Here is a 24471-nt window from a genome sequence, read left to right on the forward strand (position 1 = left end):
TTACCCATTACGGCGAGTTTTAATCGCTTGGCGTATATTCTGACGTTGTTCTTTACTCAGAGATCGTACTTTATCTCTCATTGGAACGGCTGCCGCACCATTACCCCATTTCACATCGGGTACTTGAATAATGTTGCCATCAGGGCCTTGAATCTGGACTGAATTACGTTCGCTGCCTTCGACATAGCTAATTTGATACATGGCTTCACCATTGATTTCACTGATGATGACATAGTTATCAGCTACAACTTGGACTTCCCACTTTACATTTGGGTTGTCACATTGAATGCAGATAGGGTTGTCCCAGCCACCATCTACGATAGGTAGATCGTTATCTGGTGGTGGCATTATTCCCCATTCGCCATCAACGATGGGTAATTCATTATCTGGGATGCTAGCTTCTGGCGAGTTTCCTCCTGACGAGCCCGAAGAGGAGCACCCCATGAGCAGAGCGGAAGAGATAGCAATTGCGATATATTTTTTCATCAGTTTTTCCTCTGGAATAAGGTTTACATGACCGTTCTCGCGCTAGTCTGATCCGTAAGTCTGTGGGAGAGCGTGACACTATTCGATGGGGAAAATATATCGAATCAACTGGCGCTTATCTAAGCACCAGTTGTTATTCAAGTCATAACCTTGGGTTATTAATGTAGGAGAGGGGGGGCGGGCAGTTTCTAGTGCTGGACGGAAGTGTTAAGCTAGGCACATGATAATCAAAATGTATCAAGGAATACTCTTGCCAGAGAGCTAGTGTAAGATACGTTCGACCTGCTCAATAACATAAGCCACTTCTAGCGCTTTACCCAACATCAACTGATGGTTCAGCAGCCCTAGTATTAGGGTATAAAGCGATTCTTTGTGCTTCGCTGAAACGTAGTTTTCTAGCATCGTTATGTACTTTTGATTCGCAAGCAACATGCATGGGTCGGTGGCAATGTTTTCTTGTCCAATCACATCAATGTAATCAGAGACAAGCTTCATCTCTTGGAAGAAACGCGGAGCCATTTGTTGGAAGATCAATACGAAGTTTTCGACTTGTTGCTCTGTACTCGCTTCACTTGAGTTTGGTCTGTCTGCGAGCACTTCTGCGTCAAAGTTGACGATGGCCTCTGTTGCGGCTTTGAACAGTTCATCCTTACTTTTGTAATAGTGATAAACTGCACTTTTGCTCATTCCTAACTGTTCGCACAGCTGTCTCATACCAATATTTTTGTAACCGAACTCAAGGAACACTTCGGTTGCTTTTAAGGCAATTTCTCTACGTCTGCTTTCATGATCGACGATCTTCGGCATGGTTTTCTTCTCAGTTTTTGTTACCGCAATGCCTCGCAGTATAACACAAGATCTTTTATTTAGACCAACTGGACAAAAAAGATCTTTACCTGGTGCTCAAAGCGTACTAATTTAAAAAGACCGGATGGTCGAAATAAGGTTTTAGTATGAAAATTGATTGGAGTGTTCCTCAAGCAAGAGCGGGTTTCTGGGGTGGAGTTGACAAGCTGATTGGCCCGGGCGCAACGAAAGCAGAAAAGAATTTGCAGCTGTATGTGCCTTATGCTGCTGGCTTTTTCATGGTGGTTTATGCGTACTTTGCACAACTAGGTTGGTCTGCGACTCAATATGTCATCGCGGGTTTGCTCACAGTGGATATTATCGGCGGCATTATTACCAATGCGACGTCTACGGCAAAGCGCTGGTTTCATCGTGAAGGGCAAGGCTTTAAGCAGCACATGAGCTTTATTCTGACTCATTTCGTGCAGCTTTCTCTCTACAGCTGGGCGTTCTTGAACTTCGATATCATGTGGATTGTTGTGATCGGTGGTTACATGGTTCTGGCATGTAGCCTAGTCATGAAAACACCGTTGTATTTACAACGCCCTGTGGCGCTAACTCTGTATTCTCTGAGTGTGATTATTTCGATTTACTGGGCACAAGCACCACAAGGTTTGGAATGGTTTTTACCACTGTTCTACCTAAAGTTATTGGTGAGCCACGTATTGCGTGAAGAACCATACCGACCAGAACAAGAATAGGACATCATATTATGAAAACGCACCCTCGAATTTTAATTGCGGGCTCAACGGGGTACTTAGGCTCGAATATTGTTGAATCCCTGATGGAGCAGCAAGCCGAATTTAAAGCGTTGGCAAGAAACAAAACCAAGCTCCTTGCGATGGGTCTACAAGAGTCGCAGGTAATAGAAGTTCAAGTAACTCAGCCCGATGAGCTTAAAGGCGTTTGCGAAGGTGTGGACGTTGTTATCTCATGCTTGGGCATTACTCGTCAGCAAGATGGATTAGGTTATTTGGATGTCGACTACCAAGCAAATTTGAACTTGCTTGAAGAAGCAGAGCGAGCTGGTGTCGGTAAATTCATCTACATCTCTGCGTTTAATGCTCAGAAATATCCTCAAGTTCGTCTGCTAGAGGCGAAAGAGCGCTTTGCGAGCCGGCTTCTAAAATCAACAAAATTAACCCCTTGTGTGATTCGCCCGAACGGCTTTTTCTCTGATATTACCGAGGTGTACAACATGGCGAAGTCGGGTCGAGTGTTTACTTTTGGCGATGGTGAAAACTTGCTTAACCCCATTCACGGAAAAGACTTGGCGAGATTTTGCTTAGAAGCGATTGAACGAAATGACACAGAATTAGATGTCGGTGGTCCAGATGTTTTGTCAGTCAATAATATTGCTTGGCTCGCGTTCAAATCTCAAAACAAAGTGGAGAAAAATACGCACCTACCAGACTTCCTGCGCGCAGCAGGGTTATTGATAGTACGTCACTTGCCGGAGAAATGGGGCGGTTCTGCTGAGTTCTTCCTGACCATGTTAGGCGGTGACAATATCGCACCGACTTATGGTCATCATCGACTGGAAGACTACTTTCGCAAGCTCTCTGAAGAAGACAACATCTGAATCAATTCATCGATTTAAACGGGACTCCACCCAAGTACTCAACCATGACTTTGGTTAGAAAGGGGGAGGTCATGTGCTTCATTGTCGATAAAGTAAACAATGTCTGAATCGTTAGCAGGGAGCACTTCATGAACCAACGCCAATTACAGCAGCAAGTATTTGACTTAAGTGATCAAAACTTAATTGTCGGCAATGTGGATCAATGTCCATTGCCACCAGAAATCTTGGCGTTTACGACAGCGAACTCAGAGTATGTTGTCGAAACGTTTGAAAGTGGTTTGACGGCGCAGGTATTTCATATTCGTGTCGGCGGACGAGACTATACGCTCAAGAAAAAACGCCCACAGGCGAAAGTGCAAAACCCTGATGGTCAGTACTCCTTTCTGAATGAAGTTCAACGCCGTCTTGATTTTCAAACTCAAAAAGACAATCCGAATTTAACTGAGGATTTTAAACACATTGTTGAGACTGTTTATGCTGATTATCGTTTAGGAATCATTGTTTCAGATTGGATTGAAGGTTCGCCAATTCAAGCCCTAACTGAGGACTTACTAAGGCAGTTATTCTCGACTCTATTTGTCTGTGAGCGAAGTGGGTTGTTTGAGTGGGATTTGTGTTCAGGGAACTTGCTGGTGGATAAACAAGGTCAGCTAAAGTTGTTCGATTTTGGTTATATGTATCGGTTTGACCCGTTAAGAGAGTTCAACAGCAATGGTATGCATGACCCTATGTTTGATGCTTGTGAGCGGTTTGAAACACGCTTCCTCTCTGGTTGGTTATTGGAGCAAGATTATTCCCGAAAAGAGGCAATGCAGCTATTCAAAAACGTGAAACAACAAGGCTTTAAGATGCTTGAATACAAGCGGGACTGCTTAGTTCAAAACGATGCCGTGCCAGAAATCGTAGAGCGAGTGCAAACGTCTATGGAAAAGATACAAACAGCGCTAAAGTCTGATGCTGAGTTGGAACATCTTTTTACGCTTGAGATGTTTCGTTCGCATGTGCTCGATATTGAAGATGATTTGGATGGTAAAAGTTGCACGCCAACCACAATTAAACGTGTGCAGTTTGTTTTAGATATGCTGCAGCAACATTATGGTTTGTTGGTTGAAGGTGGTGCGTTGTTTTATCAAAATGCCGCTAAGAGTAAAGCCGAACTGATTCAAACCTACCAAGAGAAACACGAATTGGTGCTGCAGTACCAACTTTAGTTTTCGGCGTCGAGAAAACAAAAAAAGCACACGAGAGGTGTGCTTTTCCATTCCATAGTCTAGGCAGGTGCTAAGTGGCATTACTTCGCTTGTTGCATCTCAATCAAGCCACCTGCGTTATGAAGGTTGGTAAATCCTTGCGATTGTAGGTACTGATACGCTTGCCCTGAGCGATTACCACTGCGGCAGTAGAGCACGATTTGCGTATCTTTATCGACATTAGCAAAGTGTTTATCCAACTCAGAAAGCGGAAAGTTAATCGCATTGTCCAAGTGATCATCGGCAAACTCTTGTGGTGTGCGCACATCGACAACCATTGCGCCTTGCTCAATCCATTGCCAACCCTGCTCTGCACGTTCAGAAGCCAATACCGATGGCGCGGTGAAAGCTAAGCTTAAACAAGTGAATACAATCGGTAGTAGTTTTTTCATTGAGTTCCTTTCCTCAAGGTCAATTACCCTAAACAGTATTGACGAGAATTATACGTGTGATTATCAAACTTCGATGTGGCATTGGTCGAAATGTCGTAATTCAGCGTGTTATGACTTCAATCCTAACATGGTACCAAACACCAGTAAGCCAGCGCCACAAGCTTGATTCAACCTATGTTTCATGCGCAGTAATAAGCTCTGTAATCGCGGTGAGGTAAACAAGATGGCAACCATAGAAAACCAAATCCCGTGCAGCGCAATCATGTAGACACCGTAACCCAAAGCTAGGTGTTGCGATTCTGTATTCGGATCGATGACTTGGCTAAAGATACTCAAGAAGAACAACATGGTTTTTGGGTTAAGTACATTGCACAAAAAGCCTTGGAAAAAGAACTGCCAAATGGAGATGCTTTCTTGTGTTTCCCCCTCTATCTTCTGTTGAGAATCAGCCCCAAAAATCCCTTTCAATCCGAGATAGATCAGATAAGCCGCACCTAAGTAGCGAATCAAGCTGAACAACCATTCGTTCTGTGAAATTAAGTAACTGATGCCAAGCAATGAATAGGTAATGTGCACCGAAATCGCAAGACTGATGCCCACGGCGCTCCAAATTCCGGCTTGTCTGCCCCTGTTGAGGCTGTTTCTAAGAACCAATACAAAATCGGCTCCGGGACTAATAACGATGAGTATGCCTAATAAGGCAAGACTGAAAAGCTCCATGGTGTTTCCTATTTCTTCGTTGTTATGAATGGGGCAATTGTAGGTCGAGAGTTCGGAGACTATAATCGAAACAAATTCCGCTAAGTGTGAGAAAAAGTCACAGATGAGGCATCTTAAATCCTTCCATGTTTTCCATGTCGCGGCATCGTCTGCGAGTTTTAGTGAAGCAGCAAATAAGCTCAGTATTACGCATGGCGCAGTGAGTAAGCAGATCAAAGTGTTGGAGACCTATCTGGCTCAACCTCTGTTCTACAAACAAGGGCGCAATATGCTGCTCACTAAAGAGGGGGAAATGCTGAAAAGCTATACCGAGCAAGCATTCCAAGCGTTGGAGACTGGCGTGAACAAGCTGGTGCAGGAAAAGCATCAATACCTTGAAGTCTCTTGTGAGCCAACGTTAACCATGCGTTGGTTGATGCCGAGGCTTTCCGCGTTTAATGATGGTTGTGACGCAGATGTTCGTCTTTCGACTGCGGGAGGACCTGTAACGCTTGGCTCGACGGGGCTTGCTATGGCGATTCGTCGAGATGACTTTGAGCCTTTGTATCACTACCCAAAAACCAAGTTGGTGGAAGAGTGGGTAGGTCCAGTGTTTTCACCTGACTACTGGCAGCAAGTGAAAGGTGATTTGAACTCCGTGAAGCTATTACACAGCCAAACCAGACCCGAAGCTTGGCAAGAATGGATGCAGCGCTCTGGTGATGCGTCGATGAATAGCAAAGCAGAACAGTCTTTTGCACACTTCTATTTCTGCATTCAAGCTGCAGTCGACGGTTTAGGTGCGGCGATGGGCTCTTATCCTTTGGTGATGGATGATCTCAAACGTGGCAACCTTGTCGCGCCATTTGGTTTTGTGCCGTCAGGGCATGATTATGTCTTATTGACTCAAGACAAAGCACGTTCTGAACTGGAACAAAAATTTGTCCATTGGCTGCAAAACCAAATGGCGGAGTGTGTGCCCAATAACTAAGCATTTTTTTGAAAATAAAAGGTCAGCGCTTGCGAACTGACCTTTGAAGAGGGAAGAGTGATAGAGGTTTATTGAGGTGCTTTCATCGCTTCTGATTGATCGCCCGTCATCACGAAATGCAACTCACCACCCGGTTTGAACTCGGAATGGTCGAAGAAGAAACCGTTATCCAAAGCTTTGCCATTGATGGTCACAGACTTGATGTACATGTTGTCATCGGCGTTGTTCTCTGTGGTGATGGTGAACGTGCCGCCTTTCACCGGAATCACTGCTTTGTCGAATAGCGGACGACCCACAGTGTAAATAGGTTCTGCTGCGTTCACTTGGTAGAAGCCTAATGCAGACATCACATACCAAGCGGACATGGCGCCCACGTCTTCGTTACCAACTACGCCTTCTGGGGCAGCGAAATACATGTCATCAAGAATGTGGTCGACGACTTGTTGCGTCTTCCATGGTTCTGCGGTCCAGTTGAATAGGTAAGGAATGTGGTGTGAAGGCTCGTTACCAAACGCAACTTGACCAATCAAACCAGACATATCCGGTGTTTCAGTGCCTTGGCTTTCTGCGGTGAAGGTTGCTTCTAGGTTTTTCTGGAACTCAGCATCGCCACCCATGATGGTTTTTAAGCCCGCGATGTCATGCGGTACAAACCAAGTCCACTGCCACGCGTTACCTTCGGTGTAGTTGCCTGTTTCGTGTTCTGTGCCGTATGGGTCGAATGGCGTCATGAAGGTTTCATCAATCATCACTGGGCGCATAAAGCCCGTCACGCCATGTTCTGCGTATTCTGTTGGGTTGTAATCGAAGTATTTTTTGTAGTCTTTTGAGCGTTCAAGGTATTGCTCTTCCGCTTGGGTATCACCGGCTGCTTTGGCGATTTGCGCGATAGCCCAATCGTAGAACGCGTTTTCCAGACCGTAAGAAACAGACTCAACCGTGTAGTCTTCAAATACTGGTTCACCATCGACACGTTGGATGGCAGGCGTGAAGCCGTTTTTCTCAATGTAATCGATGTGCTTGGTTAAGGTGCGATCCAGTACGCCTTGATCCCAATCGGCTTGCAATGCAGGGTAGTTCTCGTAGGTCGAAGAGTCGATCGCGGCTTTCAGTGCCAGCTCTTTCTCTTGTTGAGTGAACTCTTCTGGGAACTTGGTCATCGCATCCGCAATCACTGCTACCGCTGGGTAGCCAACCATGGTGCCTGTTTCATCGCCTAAGTGTTCCCACTTCGGCAGCAAACCGCTTTCAGTGTACTTCTGAACTAGGTTCTTCGCGTATTGCACCGCGCGGGTTGGCTCTGTGATGGTTTTTAGTGGGTGTAATGCACGTTGGGTATCCCATAGAGAGTAAACCGAGAAGTTTGGCTGTTCTTCCGTTGCTTGACCGTAAGCGATGGAGTATTCCCCTTCGCCTTCACGAATTGAGCCTTTGCCCATGCCTCGGAATCGACCATCTACGTCTTGATGCACCATAGGCGCAATTTTGGTGTGGTAAAGCGCAGTGTAGAAGATCTCTTTCTGATCTTCTGTGCCCCCTTCAATTGAGAAGTTCAGTGCTTTTGCCCATTTCTCACGCGCGTTGTTGCGCGCAGTATCGAAAGAGACATTCGCTTCAGCATCGTAGTTGTTTTCTGCGCCTTGTGGGTCAACCGCAGATAACGCCACTTGCGCGTTCAACTCCTGTGAGCCTTCATCTTCAAATTCGATGTAGGCAGTGACGTCCGCTTTGACACGTTTGATAGCATTGCCTTGGTCATCGTAAATCAATTCAGAAACGTGCTCTGCCGTTAGGCCGTCAACAGGCTCACCATTGGCAAGGATGTAGACGTCTTTGATCTTCTTATCGAAAGTCGCATAGAAGAAGATTTTTTGGTTTTTCGCCCAACCAGAGAAGTGCGCTGCATCGCGCTCGCCTGTGATGGTATGACCGTCTTCGCTCACCGTCAGTTTGTTGCGAAGAGAGGTCGAACCCCAGTCACTGTTAAGGATGGAGTTGAGGTCTATCTTCAGACGTTGTGGTTGACCTTGTGGGTAGGTGTAGCGGTGGAAGCCGACACGTTCAGAAGCTGTAAGCTCAGCTTTGATACCGTTCTCTGCAATTTTCACCGAGTAGTAACCCGCTTCTGCCACTTCTGAGGTTTTGTCCATCTTGACCGAAATCGCTTCGCGGTAATCGTCGCTGTCTTCGATGTACTTAGCTTTGTCTTCGGTAAACGGCAGGAACAGAATGTCACCTAAGCCGCCCATCCCCGTGCCGGATAGGTGAGTGTGTGAAAAGCCAAATAGAGTCTTTTTATCGAAGTGGTAACCTGATGAAGAGTGCCAGCCGATCAGCTCGGTATCTGGAGAAAGTTGCACCATGCCTTCTGGCACAACAGGACCCGGGAAGGTGTGTCCGTTAAAGCCGGTACCAATGAATGGGTCGACGTATTTTAGGTTGGAAGTATCGACGCTTGGTGAGGTGTTATCGTCGTCATCGTTGCAGCCAGCCAAACCAATAACACTTGCAATCACTGCGGTGGCGATAGCGGTTTTCGTAAAGTTCATAATCTTGATTCCTTAGGCAGGAAGCGCGTCACTTCCTGCCACTGAGTTTATCTATCTGCTTATTCTTTAAACACGAATTACATAAAACGTTACTGAGCTTGAAGCGCTTCTTGCTTGTCACCCGTCATGACGAAGTGAAGCTCGCCGCCCGCTTTGATTTCGCTGTGCTTGAAGGTGAAGTTGGCATCCAGCGGCTTGCCGTTGATGGTTACGGACTTCACGTACTTGTTGTGTGGGCTGTTGTTATCTGCGATGACTGTGAACTCGCCGCCTTCCACTGGAATGGTGATTTCATCAAACATAGGGCGACCGATTGTGTAGACCGGAGCCGCAGGCGTCACTTGGTAGAAGCCCATTGCCGACATCAAGTACCAAGAGCTCATCTGACCCACGTCTTCGTTACCAATCAAGCCAGTTGGCTCGCTGGTGTACATCTCTGACATGATGCGGTCTAGGTACTCTTGCGCTTTCCATGGCTCATCCGTTAGCGCGTATAGGTAAGGAATGTGGTGCGATGGCTCGTTACCGTGCATGTACTGACCGATGTAACCCGTTAGGTCTGGCAGTTCTTCACCTGTGTTTGAAGAACGTGCATTAAATAGCTCGTCCAAGTCTTCACGGAAGGCTTTCTCTGGCGTGGTGTCTTTGCCTTGCGCCAAGTCGGCTTGATAGATTTCTTGTTTCAGGCGGTTGAAATCGTGCATTGGTTGGAACTTCCATTGCCACGCGTTCCCTTCGGTGTAGGCAAACTCGTCCACGTAGTAAGGGTCGAATGGTAGCAGCGGGCATTTCTCTTTCATCACACCTGAGCCTTCAGGCCACTCAACCATTTCACACTCATCCAAACGATCTTCATCAATTGGTTGGTTGAACTCCAAAGGCGGTTTGTTTGGTGATGAACTCATCGGATGGTTCTTTGGACGTAAGAAGCCAGTTTCTGCATCCCAATGGTTAAGCCAGTTGTCGGCACGAGTCATAAACTCTTCTTGCAGTTTTACATCGCCAGCCATGCGCGCGATTTCTGCCATTGCCCAATCGCCATATGCAAACTCAAGCGTGTAAGACGCACTGTTCCAGTAGCCGTGATGAACAAAGCCGTTTTCTTCGTACACCTTCACTTGCACAACGTTTGCGGCGCCGATGTTGTTGTCTTCCGTCCAATCTGGGAACTCAGAAGCTTCGTGGTAACGCACGGTAAACTCAGCCGCGTCTTTGGCAAGTTGTGGATCGATATCTAGCCCTTTCGCCATTGCGTCAGCAATGATTGATACTGCAGGGAAGCCGATCATAGTGCCTGTGTAATGGCTGTGCAGTTCCCATTTCGGCAGGATGCCACCGTCTTCGTATTTACGAATTAGATCGTTGGCAAACTCTTCGGCATGTTCTGGGTCGATGATGGTTTTCAGTGGATGCGCTGCACGGAAGGTATCCCACATGGAGTACACGGAGTAGTTTGGTGTGTCACCCGCGTCTTTTTGAATGCGAGTACGCATCGCTGGGTATTGACCGTCGACATCTTGGAAAATCATTGGCGCGATAGAAGCGTGGTAAAGCGCGGTGTAGAAGATCTCTTTTTGATCTTCTGTGCCGCCAGATACCATCATGCGGCTAAGCTCTTGGTGCCATGCGTCGTTGGCTTGAGCGCGCGCAGTATCAAATGACACACCTTTCGCTTCTGCTTCTAAGTTCTTCTCCGCACCTTCTGTGCCTGTTGGTGACAAGCCTACTTGGATTTCTAGCGGTGTTGATGATGGTGCGAATTCTAGGTAAGCGATGGTTTTCACTGCGTCGATGTTGTCGTTGTTTACATCGATTTCCGTTTCTGCGCCATCAACCAAAGCAATGGCTTTGACGATAGGTTGGTTGAAGGTGGCGTAGAAGTAGACGTGCTGGTTGTTCGCCCATCCATTCGAGCTACGTAAACCGCGAATGGTGTAAGCGTCGATGAACTCTAAATCACCCTTCATGGTGCGGTTGTTGAAGTGACCTTTGTTGAGTGTGTGGTCTAAATCGAACTTGATGTGTGGCGTGGTGCCCTCTTTGAAGGTGTAGCGATGGAAGCCAACACGTTGCGTGGTAGTTAGCTCGGCTTTGATTTCGCCTTTGTTCAGTTCAACCGCGTAGTAGCCCGCTTCTGCGGTTTCGTTGTCTTTATCGAAGGTATTGAAAACGGCGTTTTCTTTCTTGGTGAAAGGCAGAACTAAGATATCACCAAGGTCGGTAATGCCTGTGCCAGAAAGATGAGTGTGGGAGAAGCCATACACCGGGATTTCAGTCAGCTTGCCGTGGTCGAAGTAACCTGCGGCAGAGCCCCAACCTTCCATTTCGGTATCAGGAGATAGTTGTACCAAACCGTAAGGCACAACCGCCCCCGGGAAGGTGTGACCGTCTGCGCCCGTACCAATCAATGGGTTGACGTATTGGGTCAGAGTGGTGTCGAGGGATGGTGTACCAGAGTTGCTGTTGTCGTCATCACTGTTACAGCCAGCAAGACCAAACATGGCAGCGAGAATAGCGGTAGAGATAAGGGTTCTTTTTAGTTTCATTTTTATGGTTCCACAGAAGTGAAGGTTCTACAGAAAATAAGGGGCGAGGGTGTACCCCTTTATCCCAGCCCTACTTGACGTGGCAGCGATGTCGCCTAGTTACAACGCCAAGTAGTTTGGGGGTGTTATTTGAATGGGTGTCAGCTACAGCGCTTTCATCGCTTCAGATTTGTCTGAAGTCATGACGAAATGCAGTTCACCACCGTCTTTCAAATCGCTGTGCGCGAAGCTGAAGTTGTCACTCAATTGTTTACCGTTGATGGTCACCGACTTCACGTAGATGCTCTCTTGGCTGTTATTTTCTGAGGTGATGGTGAATTTACCGTCCGCGACTGGAATCACGGCTTTGTCGAACAGAGGACGACCGATGGTGTAGCTTGCTTCGCCCGGAGTGACTTGATAGAAGCCCAACGCAGACATCACATACCAAGCCGACATCTGACCGACGTCTTCGTTACCAATCAGACCTTCATGCGTTGGGTGGTAGAACTCGTTCATCGCTTGGTCGACGATTTCTTGTGTCTTCCAAGGCTCTGCCGTCCAGTTGTAGAGGTAAGGCACGTGATGATCTGGCTCGTTACCCATCACGAACTGACCGATGTAGCCAGACATGTCGTGTGATTGGCTTGTATCGGCGTTGGAGTCCGCATTAAACAGCGCATTCAGGTTAGCGAGGAATGCCGCTTTGCCTTGTTCGGTTACGTCTTCAGGAAGAGAGAAGTCAGTGCGGTCGATGTGCTCGCCACCCATCACGTTAGCCAGACCGTTCAAGTTGTGCGGTGCAAACCATGTCCATTGCCATGTATTGCCTTCGGTGAAGTCTTCGCCTCGGTGCTCGGCGCGGTAAGGCCAGAACACGTCGCTTTCGTTGAGTGCTTTGCGGTCTTTACACGCGTTGTAGTCCATACCGTCTGGGATAGACAGCGCCATGTTCTCGTCTAAACATTCGGCTTTCAGGTTGTTTGCCCAAACCTTGCTGCCGCTGTTCATGTAAGCCGGACGCATAAAGCCCGTCGCACCCAATGCGTTGCCTTTGGTGTCTTGCAGTTTGCCGTATTGCTCTGGGTTGTAATCGAAGTAGTTCTTGAACGATTCAGAGCGCGCCATGTAGCGGTCGTACTGCTGGTCGTTGCCCGCAAGTTTAGCGAGCTGGGCGATACACCAGTCGTAGTAAGCGTTCTCAAGACCGTAAGACACCGACTCGTTCACGAGCTCGTCGTATTTATCGACTTTTAAGCCTTCTACGTAACCCGGTTTGTCACCAGAATCCGGCGCCCATTTGGTGTTAGCTGGAATAAAGCCGACGTCTTCTTGGTAGTCGTTGTGACGCGTCATGATCGTGAAGCGTTTGTCACCGTTCCAAGCATCTTGGTAAGGCACCCAGCTCTCTGTTTTATCAAGGTTGAAGTTGACTGTTTCGTCAGCAGCTTTTAACGCCAAATCAAACTCAGCTGCGGTAAAGGCTTCTGGGTGTTTGACCATGATATCGGCGATAACCGAGACCGCAGGATGACCGACCATTTCACCGGTGTAATCCGAGTGCAGTTCCCATTTTGGCAGCACGCCGCCCGTTTGGTATTTGTTCAATAGATCGCGTGCGTGTTCAATCGCGCGGTCTTTATCAATGATGGTTTTCAATGGGTGTGCGGCGCGGAAGGTATCCCACATCGAGTACACTGAGTAGTTCACTAAACCATCTTCTGCTTGGTGCACTTTGCCATCCATGCCACGGTATTTGCCATCCACATCTTGGTATAGGAATGGAGCAACGAACGTACGGTAGAGCGAGGTGTAGAACATGGTCTTGTCAGCTTTGTTGCCGCCTTCCAGTTCAAACTCGCCAAGGATGTTTTCCCAAGCCACGCGGTTTTGTTGTACGACGTTGTCGAAGTCCCAGCCGTTGGTGTCTGCTTCTAGGTTTTTCAGTGCGCCGTCAACGCCAGTGCCAGAAATCGCTACTTTGACCACCAATGGCTCATCGCTCTTACCAAAGTTCAAATGCGTCAGGACATCGTTTGCGCGTTTTGCCAAACGTTCTGGGTCAGGTTCTGGTTCGCCCGGCATTGGTTTGTGCTCTGCGTAGCCACGGTAATCTTCCAAGCCGACTTCGGTAGCGTCAGTTGGAGTCAGTTTGCTTTCAGAAGCCAGCTTGGTGTACAGGTTCTCTTCAATGATTGGATCAGAGAATTCTGCCGCGAAGAACACGGTTTGCCATTGACCCCATTCGTTTGAGGTACGCGCGCCTACGACGGTGGTATCGTTAACGCGTTTGTAGTAGATGCTGCGAGAGTGGTTGCCGTATTGCTCCAGCAGTTCGTGTTGAAGATCGATACGTACTTTGCGGTCTTCACCCGGCTTGAAGGTGTAACGTTGGAACGCCACGCGGTCGGTTGCAGACAGTTCAGCTTTTACGCCAGTTTCCACCAAGTCAACCGAGTAGTAACCAACCTCCGCGACTTCCGAGCTTTTATCCATGGTCACGGCATCAGTATTGAAACCTGTGTATGGCAAGAAAGCGAAGTCGTTTAGGTCGCCTTTACCTGCGCCAGAAATGTGAGTCATTGAGAAGCCAGAAAGCAGGCTGTGCACAGGATCGTATTCGACAGGTGAGCCTTTGCCATTCCAACCGTTTGGATCGAAGTTATCTGGTGATGGCTGAATCATACCTTCTGGCATCACTGGAGATGGGTTGACGTTGCCAAGACCTTTAGTGCCGATCAAGGTATCAACGAATTCCAAAGTAGGGGTAGAGATAACCGGAGTTTCTGGATCAGAGTCGCTGCCACAACCAGCAAGACCAAGCATGGCGGTTAGCACTGCGGTAGAGAGTAGGGTTCTTTTTAGTTTCATTGTTTTTATTCCACGAGAAAAGGGGACACGAGGTCCCCTCAAAATCATTATTCGCCTAGGTTGGCTTGCATTGCTTCAGACTTGTCAGCCGTCATCACGAAGTGCAGTTCGCCGCCTGCTTTGAATTCGCTGTGCTGGAAGGTGTTGTACACATCCAGAGGCTTACCGTTGATGGTCACTTCTTTGATGTACATGTTGTCTGGACCGTTGTTCTCAGCCGTTACCGTGAAGGTGCCAGAGCCAATGTCTACCGTCGCTTTGTCGAAGATTGGACGACCGATGCTGTAGGTTGGATCGGTTGGCGAGATTTGGTAGAAACCCAGTGCTGACATCAAGTACCACGCCGACATTTGACCCACGTCTTCGTTACCGATGATGCCGTCTGGCGTCGGTTTGTAGAACTGGTCGTAAACTTGGTCTAGGTATTCCTGCGCCTTGTAAGACTCTTCAGTACGGTTGTACAAGTAGATGACATGGTGCGAAGGCTCGTTACCGTGAATGTACTGACCGATGTAGCCTGTCATGTCTTGGTGCGCTTCGCCGCCATTTGGATCGGCGGTAAATAGGTTGTTCAGCTTGTCGTTCAGACCTTGCGTGCCGCCCATGATTTCAGTCAGCTTGTCCAAGTCTTGCATGAACGCCCATTGCCACTGCCACGCGTTACCTTCTGTGTAGTAGAACGCGTCAGACTTGTATGGGTCGAAACCAGTTGAAGCGTATTTCAGCGCACATGGGTCGCCTTCTTTCAGTTCTGTTGGTACGAAGAAGCCCGTACCGTCTGCGTTACCAGCTTTCGCATCCCAGTGTTTCAAAGAGTTGTAAGAACGAGCTTTGAACTCTTCATACGCGTCCATATCGCCAGCGGCTTTTGCCATTTCTGCGATCGTCCAATCGTAGAATGAGAATTCCAACGAGTACGACACTGAGTTCCAGTTCGGGTAACGAACACACTGTTCTTTCTCGTGGTAGTTCAACTGACCTGCCATGAGTGAGCTTAGGATGTCGTCATGAATCTGTGGGTACTCATGCGGTGTGTAGCGTGCTGATTTTACTGATGCGGTGTAAGCTTGCTCTGCATCAATCAAGCCTTTGGTTACGGCATCGCCAAGAATCGCTGCCGATGGGTAGCCGATCATGGTGCCGGTTTCTGAGCCGTGACCTTCCCATTTCGGCAATAGACCAAACTCGTCGTTGGATTTACGAATCAAGTCTTTCACGTATAGCGTTGCTTGGTCTGGGTCGATGATAGTCCACATTGGGTGAACCGCGCGGAACGTATCCCACGTTGAGTAAATCGAGTAGTTTGGTGTGTCGCCATCTTTCAGTGTGCGCACTGTGCCAAGCATATCCACGTATTGACCATCCACATCGTAGAACTCGATTGGTGCGATCATCATGTGGTACATGCCAGTGTAGAAGTTGGTTTTCTCTGCTTCTGTGCCGCCTTCTACTTTGATTTTTGCTAGCTTCTCAGCCCACGCGTATTCCGCGTCTTCTTTCACTTGTGCTAGGTCGAAACTTGGTGCTTCTGCTTCTAAGTTTTTCTGTGCACCTTGCCAGTTAACTGGAGAGATACCGACGCGGATTTCAATTGGCTCTTCGCCTGTGCCGAAGTTTAGGTAAGCGGTCAGATCATCGCCTGAGTAAACCGCACCATTACGCATTTCGCGCGTTGGTTCCAAGTCTTGTTCGCCCAACATTGCTTTGGCGATTGGTTGGTTGAATTTCGCGTAGAAGAAGATGTCTTGACCTTGGTGATCTTGCCCTTGGAACCAGCCTGTTGAGGTTTTACGACCGCGAATGGTGTATTCGTCCACCACTTCTACTTTGTTCTTCAAAGACTTGCCGTTGTTGTTCATTAGGGTATGGCCCAAATCGAACTTCACGTTACGGTCCGCGCCATCAGCAAAGGTGTATTTGTGCAAACCAACGCGTTTGGTTGCGCTTAGTTCTACTTCGATTTGACCTTGGTTCAGCTTGGTTTTGTAGTAGCCTGCGCTTGCTTCTTCATTGGCTTTGTCGAAAGAGTTCAGCTGTGTGTTCGCCATGTCTGCGTATGGCAGAACCAAGATGTCGCCAAGGTCCGTTGCGCCTGTGCCTGAAAGGTGAGTATGGGAGAAGCCGTACAGCGGAACGTCAGTGTTAACCACTTCGCCAGTTTCGTAGTTGGATGAATCCCAGTAGCCAGAAGCCGAGTGCCAAGGGTTAAGCCCAGATTCGTGGTCTGTGTTAGAACCGATGAAGGTATCTGGAGACAGTTGAACCATACCTGCCGGTACCGTCGCGCCCGGGAATGTATGACCAGAAGCTGCTGTGCCGATCATAGGATCGACGTATTTCAACACCGCGAGATCAACAATTGAATCGCCCGGCAGTGAAGAGGAAGAATCGTTGTCGCTGTTACAGCCAGCCAAGCCACCCGTCAGACCAACCAGGATAGCCAAAGAGATAAGATTACGTTTAAACATGTGCATACCGTTTTGTCGTTATTCGTATATAAAAAGTGTTTATAAGAGACTGTTTATAAAGGACTGCTTATAAAATTTGCTTGTAGGGATAGCCGGGAGATGCGCTCTCCCGGCTGAGTTGTCACTATTGGGATTAACGAGAACCTGCTGGCATCTCGTCTTCATGCAAGAACTCACCGATGCCTTGTGCTGGTGGAAGATCTTGCTCTAGAGAGCCCCAACGTTGATTTGGTTTGTCGCCCATCACGAACTCCAATTCACCGCCGTACATGATTTCGTCATGAGTCAGGTAAGTGCGGTTGAAGTCTTTGCCGTTGTAGCGAGCCGATTGAATGAAGATGTTTTCGCGGCTAACGTTCTTCGCGGTAACGGTGAACTTCTGGTTGTTGCCGACATCGATAGACGCGCTTTCAAACAGCGGAGTACCGATTTCGTAGATGCCAGAAGAAGCGTTCACTGGGTAGAAGCCAAGTGCACGGAACACGAACCACGCAGAGAGCGTACCGAAGTCGTCGTTACCACAAATGCCATCAGCGGTATTCTTGTAGCAAATGTTGGTTGCTGCGGCGATGGCTGCCTGACCTTTCCAAGGTTGACCGACGTAGTTGTACAAGTACGGCACGTGGATATCTGGTTCGTTACCTTGAACGTGCTGACCAACGTTACCTGTGTTGAACACTGGGAATTGGTTGTCGCCTGCGTTGCGATCTGGGTAGGTTGACCAGTATTCATCCAAGCGAGCTGCGAACAAGTCACCGCGTTCTGCTTCAGGGTTTTGTGTCTTGTCGAAGCGTGTCATCAGGTCAATCAAGCCGTGAATGTCGTGCTGAACACTGAACGAGTATTGCCAGCCGTTCGATTCAGAGAATGACCAGTTGAACATGTCTGGACGCCAGTCTTTACCCACCGCGCGACCAGTGATTGGGTCTACCCAACCTGCATCGATAAACTCGCCATCGTAGTCACGGGCTTTGAACCAACCTTGGTATTGCTTACCGCCGAAGTCGAATTGTGCTTGCCAGTTTTTAGAACGGTTAGCGAACTCGGTGTGGCGTGGATCTTCTTCACCGAAGACTTCTTTGATGGATTGCGCGATTGCCCAGTCGTTCATTGAGTATTCAAGCGAGTAAGATGCTGTCCAAGAGTCTTTAAATGGTGAGTGACCGCCGTAAGAATCTGGTGGAGTGTCGTGCAATTGCGCTGGCACGTAACCTTGTTCTTCGTACTCTTTGATCCATGCTACGCCTTGGCTTGTTGCGGCGCGCGCGTCAGTGATCATCGCTTCAACCAAGCGCTCTTTGACGTCTTTGCGTTCAGCTTCTGTGAAGCCAAGATCAATCATGCGTTTTTCTAGTGAGCCTTTCGACAACACATCATGAATCACAGGCGTTGAGTGCATGCCCATCATCATGCCCGTTTCGTTGCCTTTGAATGTCCACTCAGGCAGGCGACCTTTGCGCACGTTGCCTTTGTCATCCACCCATTCTTCTTCGGCGTAAGACAACATAGACAGCACCACGTCTGCTAGGCGGTCTGGCTCAAGAATCGAAGACAGCGGTTGAACCGCGCGGTAGGTATCCCACAACGAGAAAGTGTCGTAGCGCGTGAAGTCTGCTTTGCCATCTTTGTTAGCATCGGCTGTGCGGACCGACTCTTTCAGCGTATCAATCTTATCGCCCCAAGGTGTGTTGCCATCTGGGTAGGCGTTGCGACCTTGGTGCACTTGGCGGTAGCGACCATCTAAGTCAGAGTGAATGGTTTGACCTAGGTACGAGTGGTACATCGCGGTGTAGAAGGTCTGTTTGTAATCTTCGTCGCCAGAGACTTGGATCTTGCCGAGTTCGCCTTCCCATTTCTTCGTTGCCGCTTCGCGTACTTGATCGAAGTTCATGCCCGCAACTTCTGTCATGTTAAGAGAAGCACCTGACTTGCCGTTCTTGCCGATCTCAACGTTTGATAGCGCTAATTTCGCTTCAACCGTTAAGCCGTCTTTGGATGTGTCGAACTCAACGTAAGCGCGTGCGTATTGATACTTGCCACGTGTTTCGTTACCGATTTCCGTAATGCCTTCTGGCACGTCCATGTAACGACCTTGCTCTTTATCGTAGTATGCAAAGCGAACGTTTTTGATTGGTTGGTCGAATTCCATTACGAAGAATTCTTTTTGGCTTGGTGCCCAGCCATCAGAGAAACGGTGACCTTCTAGACGGTTATTGTCTTTGTCCCATTTCAAGTAAGAATCTGAGGTGTAGTCCCAGTTAATTTTGAAGCCAGTGTTAACGATGATTTCTGACTTCTCATCACGAGGGAAGGTGTAACGGTGTACACCAACGCGATCCGACGCCGTCAACTCGGCTTTGATGTCGTAATCCAATAGATCGACTTTGTAGTAACCTGCTGTCGCTTGCTCGTCACGATGTTGGAAGCGAGACGCTTCTAGGTTTAGCGTTGCCGAACCTTCATCAATCATGTAATCCGAACGCGAGTTGATTGGCATGACTAGAATGTCGTTCAAGTCGCCAGCACCTGCTCCAGAAAGGTGGGTATGAGAGAAACCGGAAGTACGTGCGTCGTGGTAGTAGTAGCCTGAAATGTATTCCCAGCCGTTAGAACCGTTGTTTGGAGAAAGCTGCACCATGCCGTGTGGTGTGGTTGCACCAGGGTAGGTGTTGCCTAGGTTACCTGTGCCGATGAATGGGTTGACGTAGCGTGTTACGTCCATATCGGCGAAATCTACCGGGATGTGAACGCCCATGTCGATTTCAGGTGTTTCTGGGTTTGGCTTGTCATCACAGTCGCCATCGCCAACTGGAGGACATACTGGCTTGCCGCCGTCAGGAATATCCGGTAGTGCAGGGTTGGTGTCACCGCCTTCATAAATGTTGGTTGTGTCGTCGTTACAGCCAGTCAGACCGACTAGACCACTGAGAACTGCGCAAGCGAGTAGGGAAGGTTTGAATTTCATTTTTAAAGCCTTGTAAATTGTAGGGTTATATAATTAAAAAAATCAGGGGTATTACTAAAACTTAAAAACTTGAAATAGAGCCCTTTGGGGGAAAGGGCTCTTAGGGGGAGGAGCTTAAGGTTTAAGCTTTCACAAGAGTCGCTGCGTTACGCATCGCTTCTTTCGTTGAACACTCAACAACGTTTGCTTTTGCAAAGCGGTGAGCGTCTTTTACTTGGATATCGTGAGCTAGAATAACCAGCTTCGCGTTTGCTACATCTAGGTCAGTGATGCGGTTCTGGATACCGTTTTGACCTTGAGTTTCCACTTTGATTTTCAGACCCGCTGCCGCACCTGCTTTCTCTAGTGCTTTCGCTGCCATGAATGTGTGTGCTACGCCAGATGGGCAACATGTTACTGCTACGATGTCGTACTCGCCTTCGCCTGCTGCTGGAGCCGCTTGAGCTTGTGCAGGTGCTGCTTCTGCGATTTCGTCTTCTGCTTCTTCTTCAGCAACTGGTTTCCAGAAGCCAACGATAACTGCTGTTGTTAGAGAGCCAAGTGCGATACCCACAACGTACATTGGGATGTTGCTTGATACAGGAGCTGTGATTAGACCGCCCCATGGTGCGTGTAGCAGTACGTCTGTTAGGAAGCCGAACACACAGCCAACGATACCACCAGCAACGATTGAAGGAAGAACGCGTACAGGGTCGTTTGCTGCGAATGGGATAGCACCTTCAGAGATACCGATAGAACCCATGATTGCTGCTGCTTTACCCGCTTCTTGCTCTTGCTTAGTGAACTTCTTCTTGAATAGGAATGTTGCTAGTGCCATACCTAGAGGAGGCGTACAGATTGCAATACCAACACCACCCATTAGCCATGGTTGTGTATCAACTTGAGTTTGAGCGAATAGCGTTGCTACTTTGTTGATCGGACCGCCCATATCGAATGCAGTCATACCACCAAGAATCGTACCTAGAACCACTTTAGAAGCGCCAGCCATAGAAGCTAGGAATTCGTTCATAGACGCCATGAAGATCTTGATTGGCTCACCGATACCCCATAGAACGATACCTGCAGAGATAAGCGTACCTAGTAGAGGGTAGATGAAGTAAGCGCCCAACGCAGTCATGTTAGCAGAAAGAGGGATCTTCTTAAGTTGGAATACCACACCACCTGCGATGAAGCCCGCTACGATACAACCAAGGAAGCCGCCGCCCATATCAGCCATGATGCCAGAAGAGATCATCGCTGGCGCTAGAGCTGGTTTGTCTGCAATTGAGTAACCAATGAAGCCACCAAGAATAATTGGGAACAGCACCAGACCTTTAATACCGATATTAGAAATATCAGCCAATAAACCGTCTGCTGGAACCGCACCTTTACCTGATGCCATTACCGCTAGCGCTAGTAGCACACCACCCGCAACGATAAATGGAAGCATGTGAGAAGTACCGAATAAAAGGTGACCTTTCATGGTACTTAGGATTTTTTTGAAATCGCTATTATTACTAGCTTGAGCTGTGATTGTACTCATAATTTCACGCCTTATGAATTAATTAAAATATTTAGTATTTGGTTTTCGTCTTTTGCGTTATGAATATCTTCAATAAACTCTTCGCTAAATTTGCCGAATAATTCTTGAAGAACATAAATATGGTGGTCGGCACCGTTATCTGGTGAGGCAATCATGAAGAATACGGTCGGTTTGACTCCCTCTTCGTCGCCATACTCGATGCCTTCGCGCTTTACGCCAACAGCGATTGCAGGCTCTGTAACCGCTTTGCTTTTTGCGTGTGGGTAAGCGATGCCGTCCATTGAAGTCACGCTTAATGCTTCACGTGCTTCGATGTCGGTTAAAAAAGCCTCTTTACTGCTGATTCGATTATTTTCGAATAGCATTTGCGCTAGCTCTTCAAAGACTTCTTTTTTATTATTTGCTTGAAGGTTGCCTTTAATTAAATTGACGTTTGTTAGTTCTGTAATCATTTTTTGACTCATTGGTACTGAAGTAATGAGGCAAATTTAATTAATGTTACGGTTTTCTTAAATAGTAAAAAAAATCCAATAACTATATTTTTGTATCACTGAGAGCTAAGTGTGATAGAAGTCATTAATATCAATGAGCTAGAAGGGAATTAGTATTGTGACTTATATTCCATTTATTTTGAAATTAATAATGAAGCTTGAAAATAAACGAGAAGGGAATCAAATATTAATTGAAAAAGCCGGAAGAACATGACTGTTGGTTCCGGCTGTTATGTCTATGGTAATACGTTGCTATACCGTAATTACTTGAACGCCAGCTTCTTCTAGTGCTTTAAGTGTTGTTTCATCGGCACCTTGATCCGTAATTAGGGTATCAAGTTGAGAGGCAGAAGCCAGAAGCTTTCCGCCGTGTTTGCCTATCTTGCTACTATCGACTAATGCTACTAGACGATCACCGTATTCCAATAGTTTCTTCTCAGCCATGTAAACCAAGAGATCAGAAGTGTACACGCCAGCTTTCGAAACACCGGTACCTGTGAAGAAAACGTAACGACTTGAATAGTCGTCAGTATTTTCAGCATCTGGTGAGATGGTAATATGACGCTCTGGTAAATACTGCCCGCCTAGAATGATCAAACTAGAATGTTTCTTCTGAATGAGTTGGTAAGCAAGTGGCATAAAGTTGGTCACCACTTGAATGTTGCTGCCAGCTAAATAGTCACCCAACAATAGCGTTGTGTTACTGCCACTTACCACCACACTATCACCTTCATCACACATTTCAGCGGCGGCTTGGGCAATCCGAGATTTAGCTGCAAAATTCTCAATGTCTTTTTCTGAAGGAATGAAATGAGAAGCAACATGAGATTGTGTGGCTACTTGTTCTGATTTAATCACTTCCGCACCATTGCGGATCTTAGTGAGTTTCCCGTCTTCTGCGAGTTTTGTTATGTCGCGTCGGGCTGTTGATAGAGAAATATCAAGCATCTCAACGTAGTCGCTCGTGCTGATATACGTGTGATTTTCTAGATACTCCAAAAGCCTTCTATGACGCTGAGCTTCATTCATAGTTAAGTCCTTGATTTTTGTTTTGACCAATTTTGACCGAATTTGACGTTTTGAGCAAATAAAAAATCAAAATGACGTTTTTTGAATTGTTTGTGACCGATTTTTGTGATCTTTAGCCTGTTTTGAATCATTTTAAGTCAAAAATGACTTTACGTGACGTTATTTGACCGTTTATAGTCATTTTGCGTCACAAAGAGTCATTGGAGACCAAAATGAAGTATCAAGCAATCATTATCGATTTAGATGGCACACTGTTAAATGACCATAATCAGATCAGTAGTAACAATATCGAAGCGATCAAACTTGCGATTAGTGAAGGTTATAAAGTCACATTAGCAAGTGGTCGTCCACATAACCTGATGCTTCCTTTTGCCAAGCAGCTTGGCATTGAACTGCCGATGATTTGCTGTAATGGCGCCTACCAGTTTGACCCTGTTCAAGGCAGCATTAACGATAGCCAAGTCATTGGTTCAAATTCACTAAATGCGTTACTCGACACTCTCAATATTGGTCAGTTTTACTTCACGCTTTACTGCGAAAACGGCATTTTCGCGACTCAACAATCTGAACACTTCTTAGGTCTTCAGCGACAGATGTTGGCACTGGGCGTTGAGGACAACATGAAAATTGTACCGAGTGTTCGTTCACTACTTAATGAATGTGGTGATGTATATAAAGTCTTGGTCTCTAGCGAAGACAAAGTCGCTCTCTGTGAATTACGTGATGCGCTGATTCATCATCATGTACAAGCCGATCTTTCAACTCCGAACAAGCTTGATATCACAGCGAAGGGAGCGAACAAAGGCACCGCAACTCTTCACCTACTTAATCAACTCAACCTGAATCCGAAATACACCATTGCTTTTGGTGACGGAGACAACGATGCAGAAATGTTACGCGTTGTTGGAGAACCCGTAGCAATGGAAAACGCTAGTCCAGCCATTCGTGGGTTAGCGAACTTAATTGTCACAGATAACAACGGTTGCGGCATTGGGCAGTACCTCAGATTGATCGTGTCTGAAGGTCAGCATTCATGCCAACACTCTTACTTCTATTAAGGAAACACAATGAAAAAAGTAAAAATCGCAGCAGGTCTTGCACACGTAGATTACGGCCACATCGCAGATATCGTAAAAGAAGTGTCTGACGCGGGTGCGGATTACATTCACTGTGATGCTGCTGATATGCATGATTTGAAAAACATGCAGCTTATGGGTGGTCATCAAATCGTTGAAGGTATTCGTCAGTACACGGATAAGCCAATCGAAGTCCACGCTTACTTTAAAGATTGTGATCGTCTATTTGTAGAAAAGATTGCTAAAGCTGGCGCAGACATGCTGATTCTTCCAGCAGAGAACTTCTTGGGTGCGCCATTGGCGTACATGATGAAGTACTGCCGTGACTACAACATGAAGTTTGGTCTAACCGTTGGCTGTTTTACTCCTGTCTCTTTCGTTAAAGAAGCAATTTACTACCTAGACCGACTACACATTGTTATTCATGGCGTGAACAACGATGAATGGTTATGGCGTGAGTCTGCGATTGAAATGATTCGCGAAGCGCGTCAGCTAATTAACGAGCGTAACCCTAACTGTGAATTGTGTGTTGACGGTGGTATCCGTAACCACAACCTAGAGCCGCTGTTGAAAGAAGACATTGATGTGATGGTGGCATCAACCAACATCTTCGGTCACAAAGAAGGCATTACAGCTGGCGTAAAAGATTTCCGTGCTGCACTGAATGCTGCTGAAGAAGCCGTTGCCGCTGAACTAGCTTAATTAGAGTTAATGGTGTCGGGCTGAACT

Annotated in this window: 18 protein-coding genes; 6 read left to right on the forward strand and 12 right to left on the reverse strand. The window is 47.2% G+C overall.

What is annotated here, in order from left to right:
- On the reverse strand, nt 1-486 hold the full coding sequence (locus VJL_RS16535) for a hypothetical protein (protein WP_038879563.1): 486 nt from the start codon (nt 484-486) through the stop codon (nt 1-3).
- Between the two features lie 261 nt (nt 487-747).
- The gene (locus VJL_RS16540; protein WP_038879566.1) at nt 748-1293 is read right to left on the reverse strand and encodes a TetR/AcrR family transcriptional regulator; all 546 of its coding nucleotides are present in this window, start codon (nt 1291-1293) and stop codon (nt 748-750) included.
- A gap of 146 nt (nt 1294-1439) precedes the next feature.
- Here VJL_RS16540 and VJL_RS16545 point away from each other — a divergent pair, with 146 nt between their 5' ends.
- The 3 genes from VJL_RS16545 (at nt 1440) to VJL_RS16555 (ending at nt 4125) form a co-directional block, all read left to right on the forward strand.
- Nucleotides 1440-2033: a hypothetical protein gene (locus VJL_RS16545; protein ID WP_038879569.1), complete on the forward strand. Its 594-nt coding sequence runs from the start codon at nt 1440-1442 to the stop codon at nt 2031-2033.
- Nucleotides 2034-2044: 11 nt separating this feature from the next.
- Nucleotides 2045-2914: an SDR family oxidoreductase gene (locus tag VJL_RS16550; protein WP_038879571.1), complete on the forward strand. Its 870-nt coding sequence runs from the start codon at nt 2045-2047 to the stop codon at nt 2912-2914.
- Nucleotides 2915-3042: 128 nt separating this feature from the next.
- Nucleotides 3043-4125, forward strand: a complete 1083-nt coding sequence (locus tag VJL_RS16555) for an AarF/UbiB family protein (RefSeq protein WP_038879574.1) — start codon at nt 3043-3045, stop codon at nt 4123-4125.
- An 80-nt stretch (nt 4126-4205) separates the two neighbouring features.
- On the opposite strand, the gene VJL_RS16560 is transcribed toward VJL_RS16555, so the two are convergent.
- Together VJL_RS16560 and VJL_RS16565 are read right to left on the reverse strand one after the other, a co-directional pair.
- Nucleotides 4206-4556 (reverse strand): rhodanese-like domain-containing protein, encoded by a 351-nt coding sequence (locus VJL_RS16560; protein ID WP_038879577.1) that lies wholly within the window; start codon nt 4554-4556, stop codon nt 4206-4208.
- Nucleotides 4557-4664: 108 nt separating this feature from the next.
- Nucleotides 4665-5276, reverse strand: coding sequence for a LysE family translocator (locus tag VJL_RS16565; RefSeq protein ID WP_038879580.1), 612 nt, complete (start codon nt 5274-5276; stop codon nt 4665-4667).
- A 103-nt stretch (nt 5277-5379) separates the two neighbouring features.
- Between VJL_RS16565 and VJL_RS16570 the strand changes: the two genes are divergently transcribed.
- Nucleotides 5380-6246 carry a LysR family transcriptional regulator gene (locus tag VJL_RS16570; RefSeq protein WP_038879582.1) on the forward strand — a complete coding sequence of 289 codons (867 nt, stop codon included), beginning with the start codon at nt 5380-5382 and terminating at the stop codon, nt 6244-6246.
- A 68-nt stretch (nt 6247-6314) separates the two neighbouring features.
- Here VJL_RS16570 and VJL_RS16575 read toward each other — a convergent pair whose 3' ends face one another.
- The 8 genes from VJL_RS16575 to ulaR all read right to left on the reverse strand — a co-directional run bounded on the left by VJL_RS16575 (nt 6315) and on the right by ulaR (nt 22666).
- A complete protein-coding gene (locus VJL_RS16575; RefSeq protein ID WP_038879585.1) occupies nt 6315-8795 on the reverse strand; it encodes a GH92 family glycosyl hydrolase in 2481 nt (826 codons plus the stop codon).
- Between the two features lie 89 nt (nt 8796-8884).
- On the reverse strand, nt 8885-11341 hold the full coding sequence (locus tag VJL_RS16580) for a GH92 family glycosyl hydrolase (protein WP_038879588.1): 2457 nt from the start codon (nt 11339-11341) through the stop codon (nt 8885-8887).
- A gap of 144 nt (nt 11342-11485) precedes the next feature.
- On the reverse strand, nt 11486-14191 hold the full coding sequence (locus tag VJL_RS16585; protein WP_038879590.1) for a GH92 family glycosyl hydrolase: 2706 nt from the start codon (nt 14189-14191) through the stop codon (nt 11486-11488).
- 47 nt (nt 14192-14238) lie between these two features.
- Nucleotides 14239-16659, reverse strand: a complete 2421-nt coding sequence (locus VJL_RS16590; RefSeq protein ID WP_038879593.1) for a GH92 family glycosyl hydrolase — start codon at nt 16657-16659, stop codon at nt 14239-14241.
- A 133-nt stretch (nt 16660-16792) separates the two neighbouring features.
- Nucleotides 16793-19624 carry a GH92 family glycosyl hydrolase gene (locus tag VJL_RS16595; RefSeq protein WP_038879595.1) on the reverse strand — a complete coding sequence of 944 codons (2832 nt, stop codon included), beginning with the start codon at nt 19622-19624 and terminating at the stop codon, nt 16793-16795.
- Nucleotides 19625-19745: 121 nt separating this feature from the next.
- Nucleotides 19746-21146: a PTS fructose transporter subunit IIBC gene (locus tag VJL_RS16600; RefSeq protein ID WP_010453114.1), complete on the reverse strand. Its 1401-nt coding sequence runs from the start codon at nt 21144-21146 to the stop codon at nt 19746-19748.
- Nucleotides 21147-21157: 11 nt separating this feature from the next.
- Nucleotides 21158-21598 carry a PTS sugar transporter subunit IIA gene (locus VJL_RS16605; protein ID WP_005436338.1) on the reverse strand — a complete coding sequence of 147 codons (441 nt, stop codon included), beginning with the start codon at nt 21596-21598 and terminating at the stop codon, nt 21158-21160.
- 291 nt (nt 21599-21889) lie between these two features.
- Nucleotides 21890-22666, reverse strand: coding sequence for an HTH-type transcriptional regulator UlaR (gene ulaR / locus VJL_RS16610; RefSeq protein WP_005453036.1), 777 nt, complete (start codon nt 22664-22666; stop codon nt 21890-21892).
- A gap of 212 nt (nt 22667-22878) precedes the next feature.
- Here ulaR and VJL_RS16615 point away from each other — a divergent pair, with 212 nt between their 5' ends.
- Nucleotides 22879-23724, forward strand: coding sequence for a Cof-type HAD-IIB family hydrolase (locus VJL_RS16615; RefSeq protein ID WP_017189625.1), 846 nt, complete (start codon nt 22879-22881; stop codon nt 23722-23724).
- A 9-nt stretch (nt 23725-23733) separates the two neighbouring features.
- Nucleotides 23734-24444 (forward strand): ribulose-phosphate 3-epimerase, encoded by a 711-nt coding sequence (locus VJL_RS16620; RefSeq protein ID WP_005453033.1) that lies wholly within the window; start codon nt 23734-23736, stop codon nt 24442-24444.
- The last annotated feature ends 27 nt before the right edge of the window (nt 24445-24471 follow it).

The organism is Vibrio jasicida CAIM 1864 = LMG 25398 (assembly GCF_000400365.1).
Taxonomy (GTDB): domain Bacteria; phylum Pseudomonadota; class Gammaproteobacteria; order Enterobacterales; family Vibrionaceae; genus Vibrio; species Vibrio jasicida.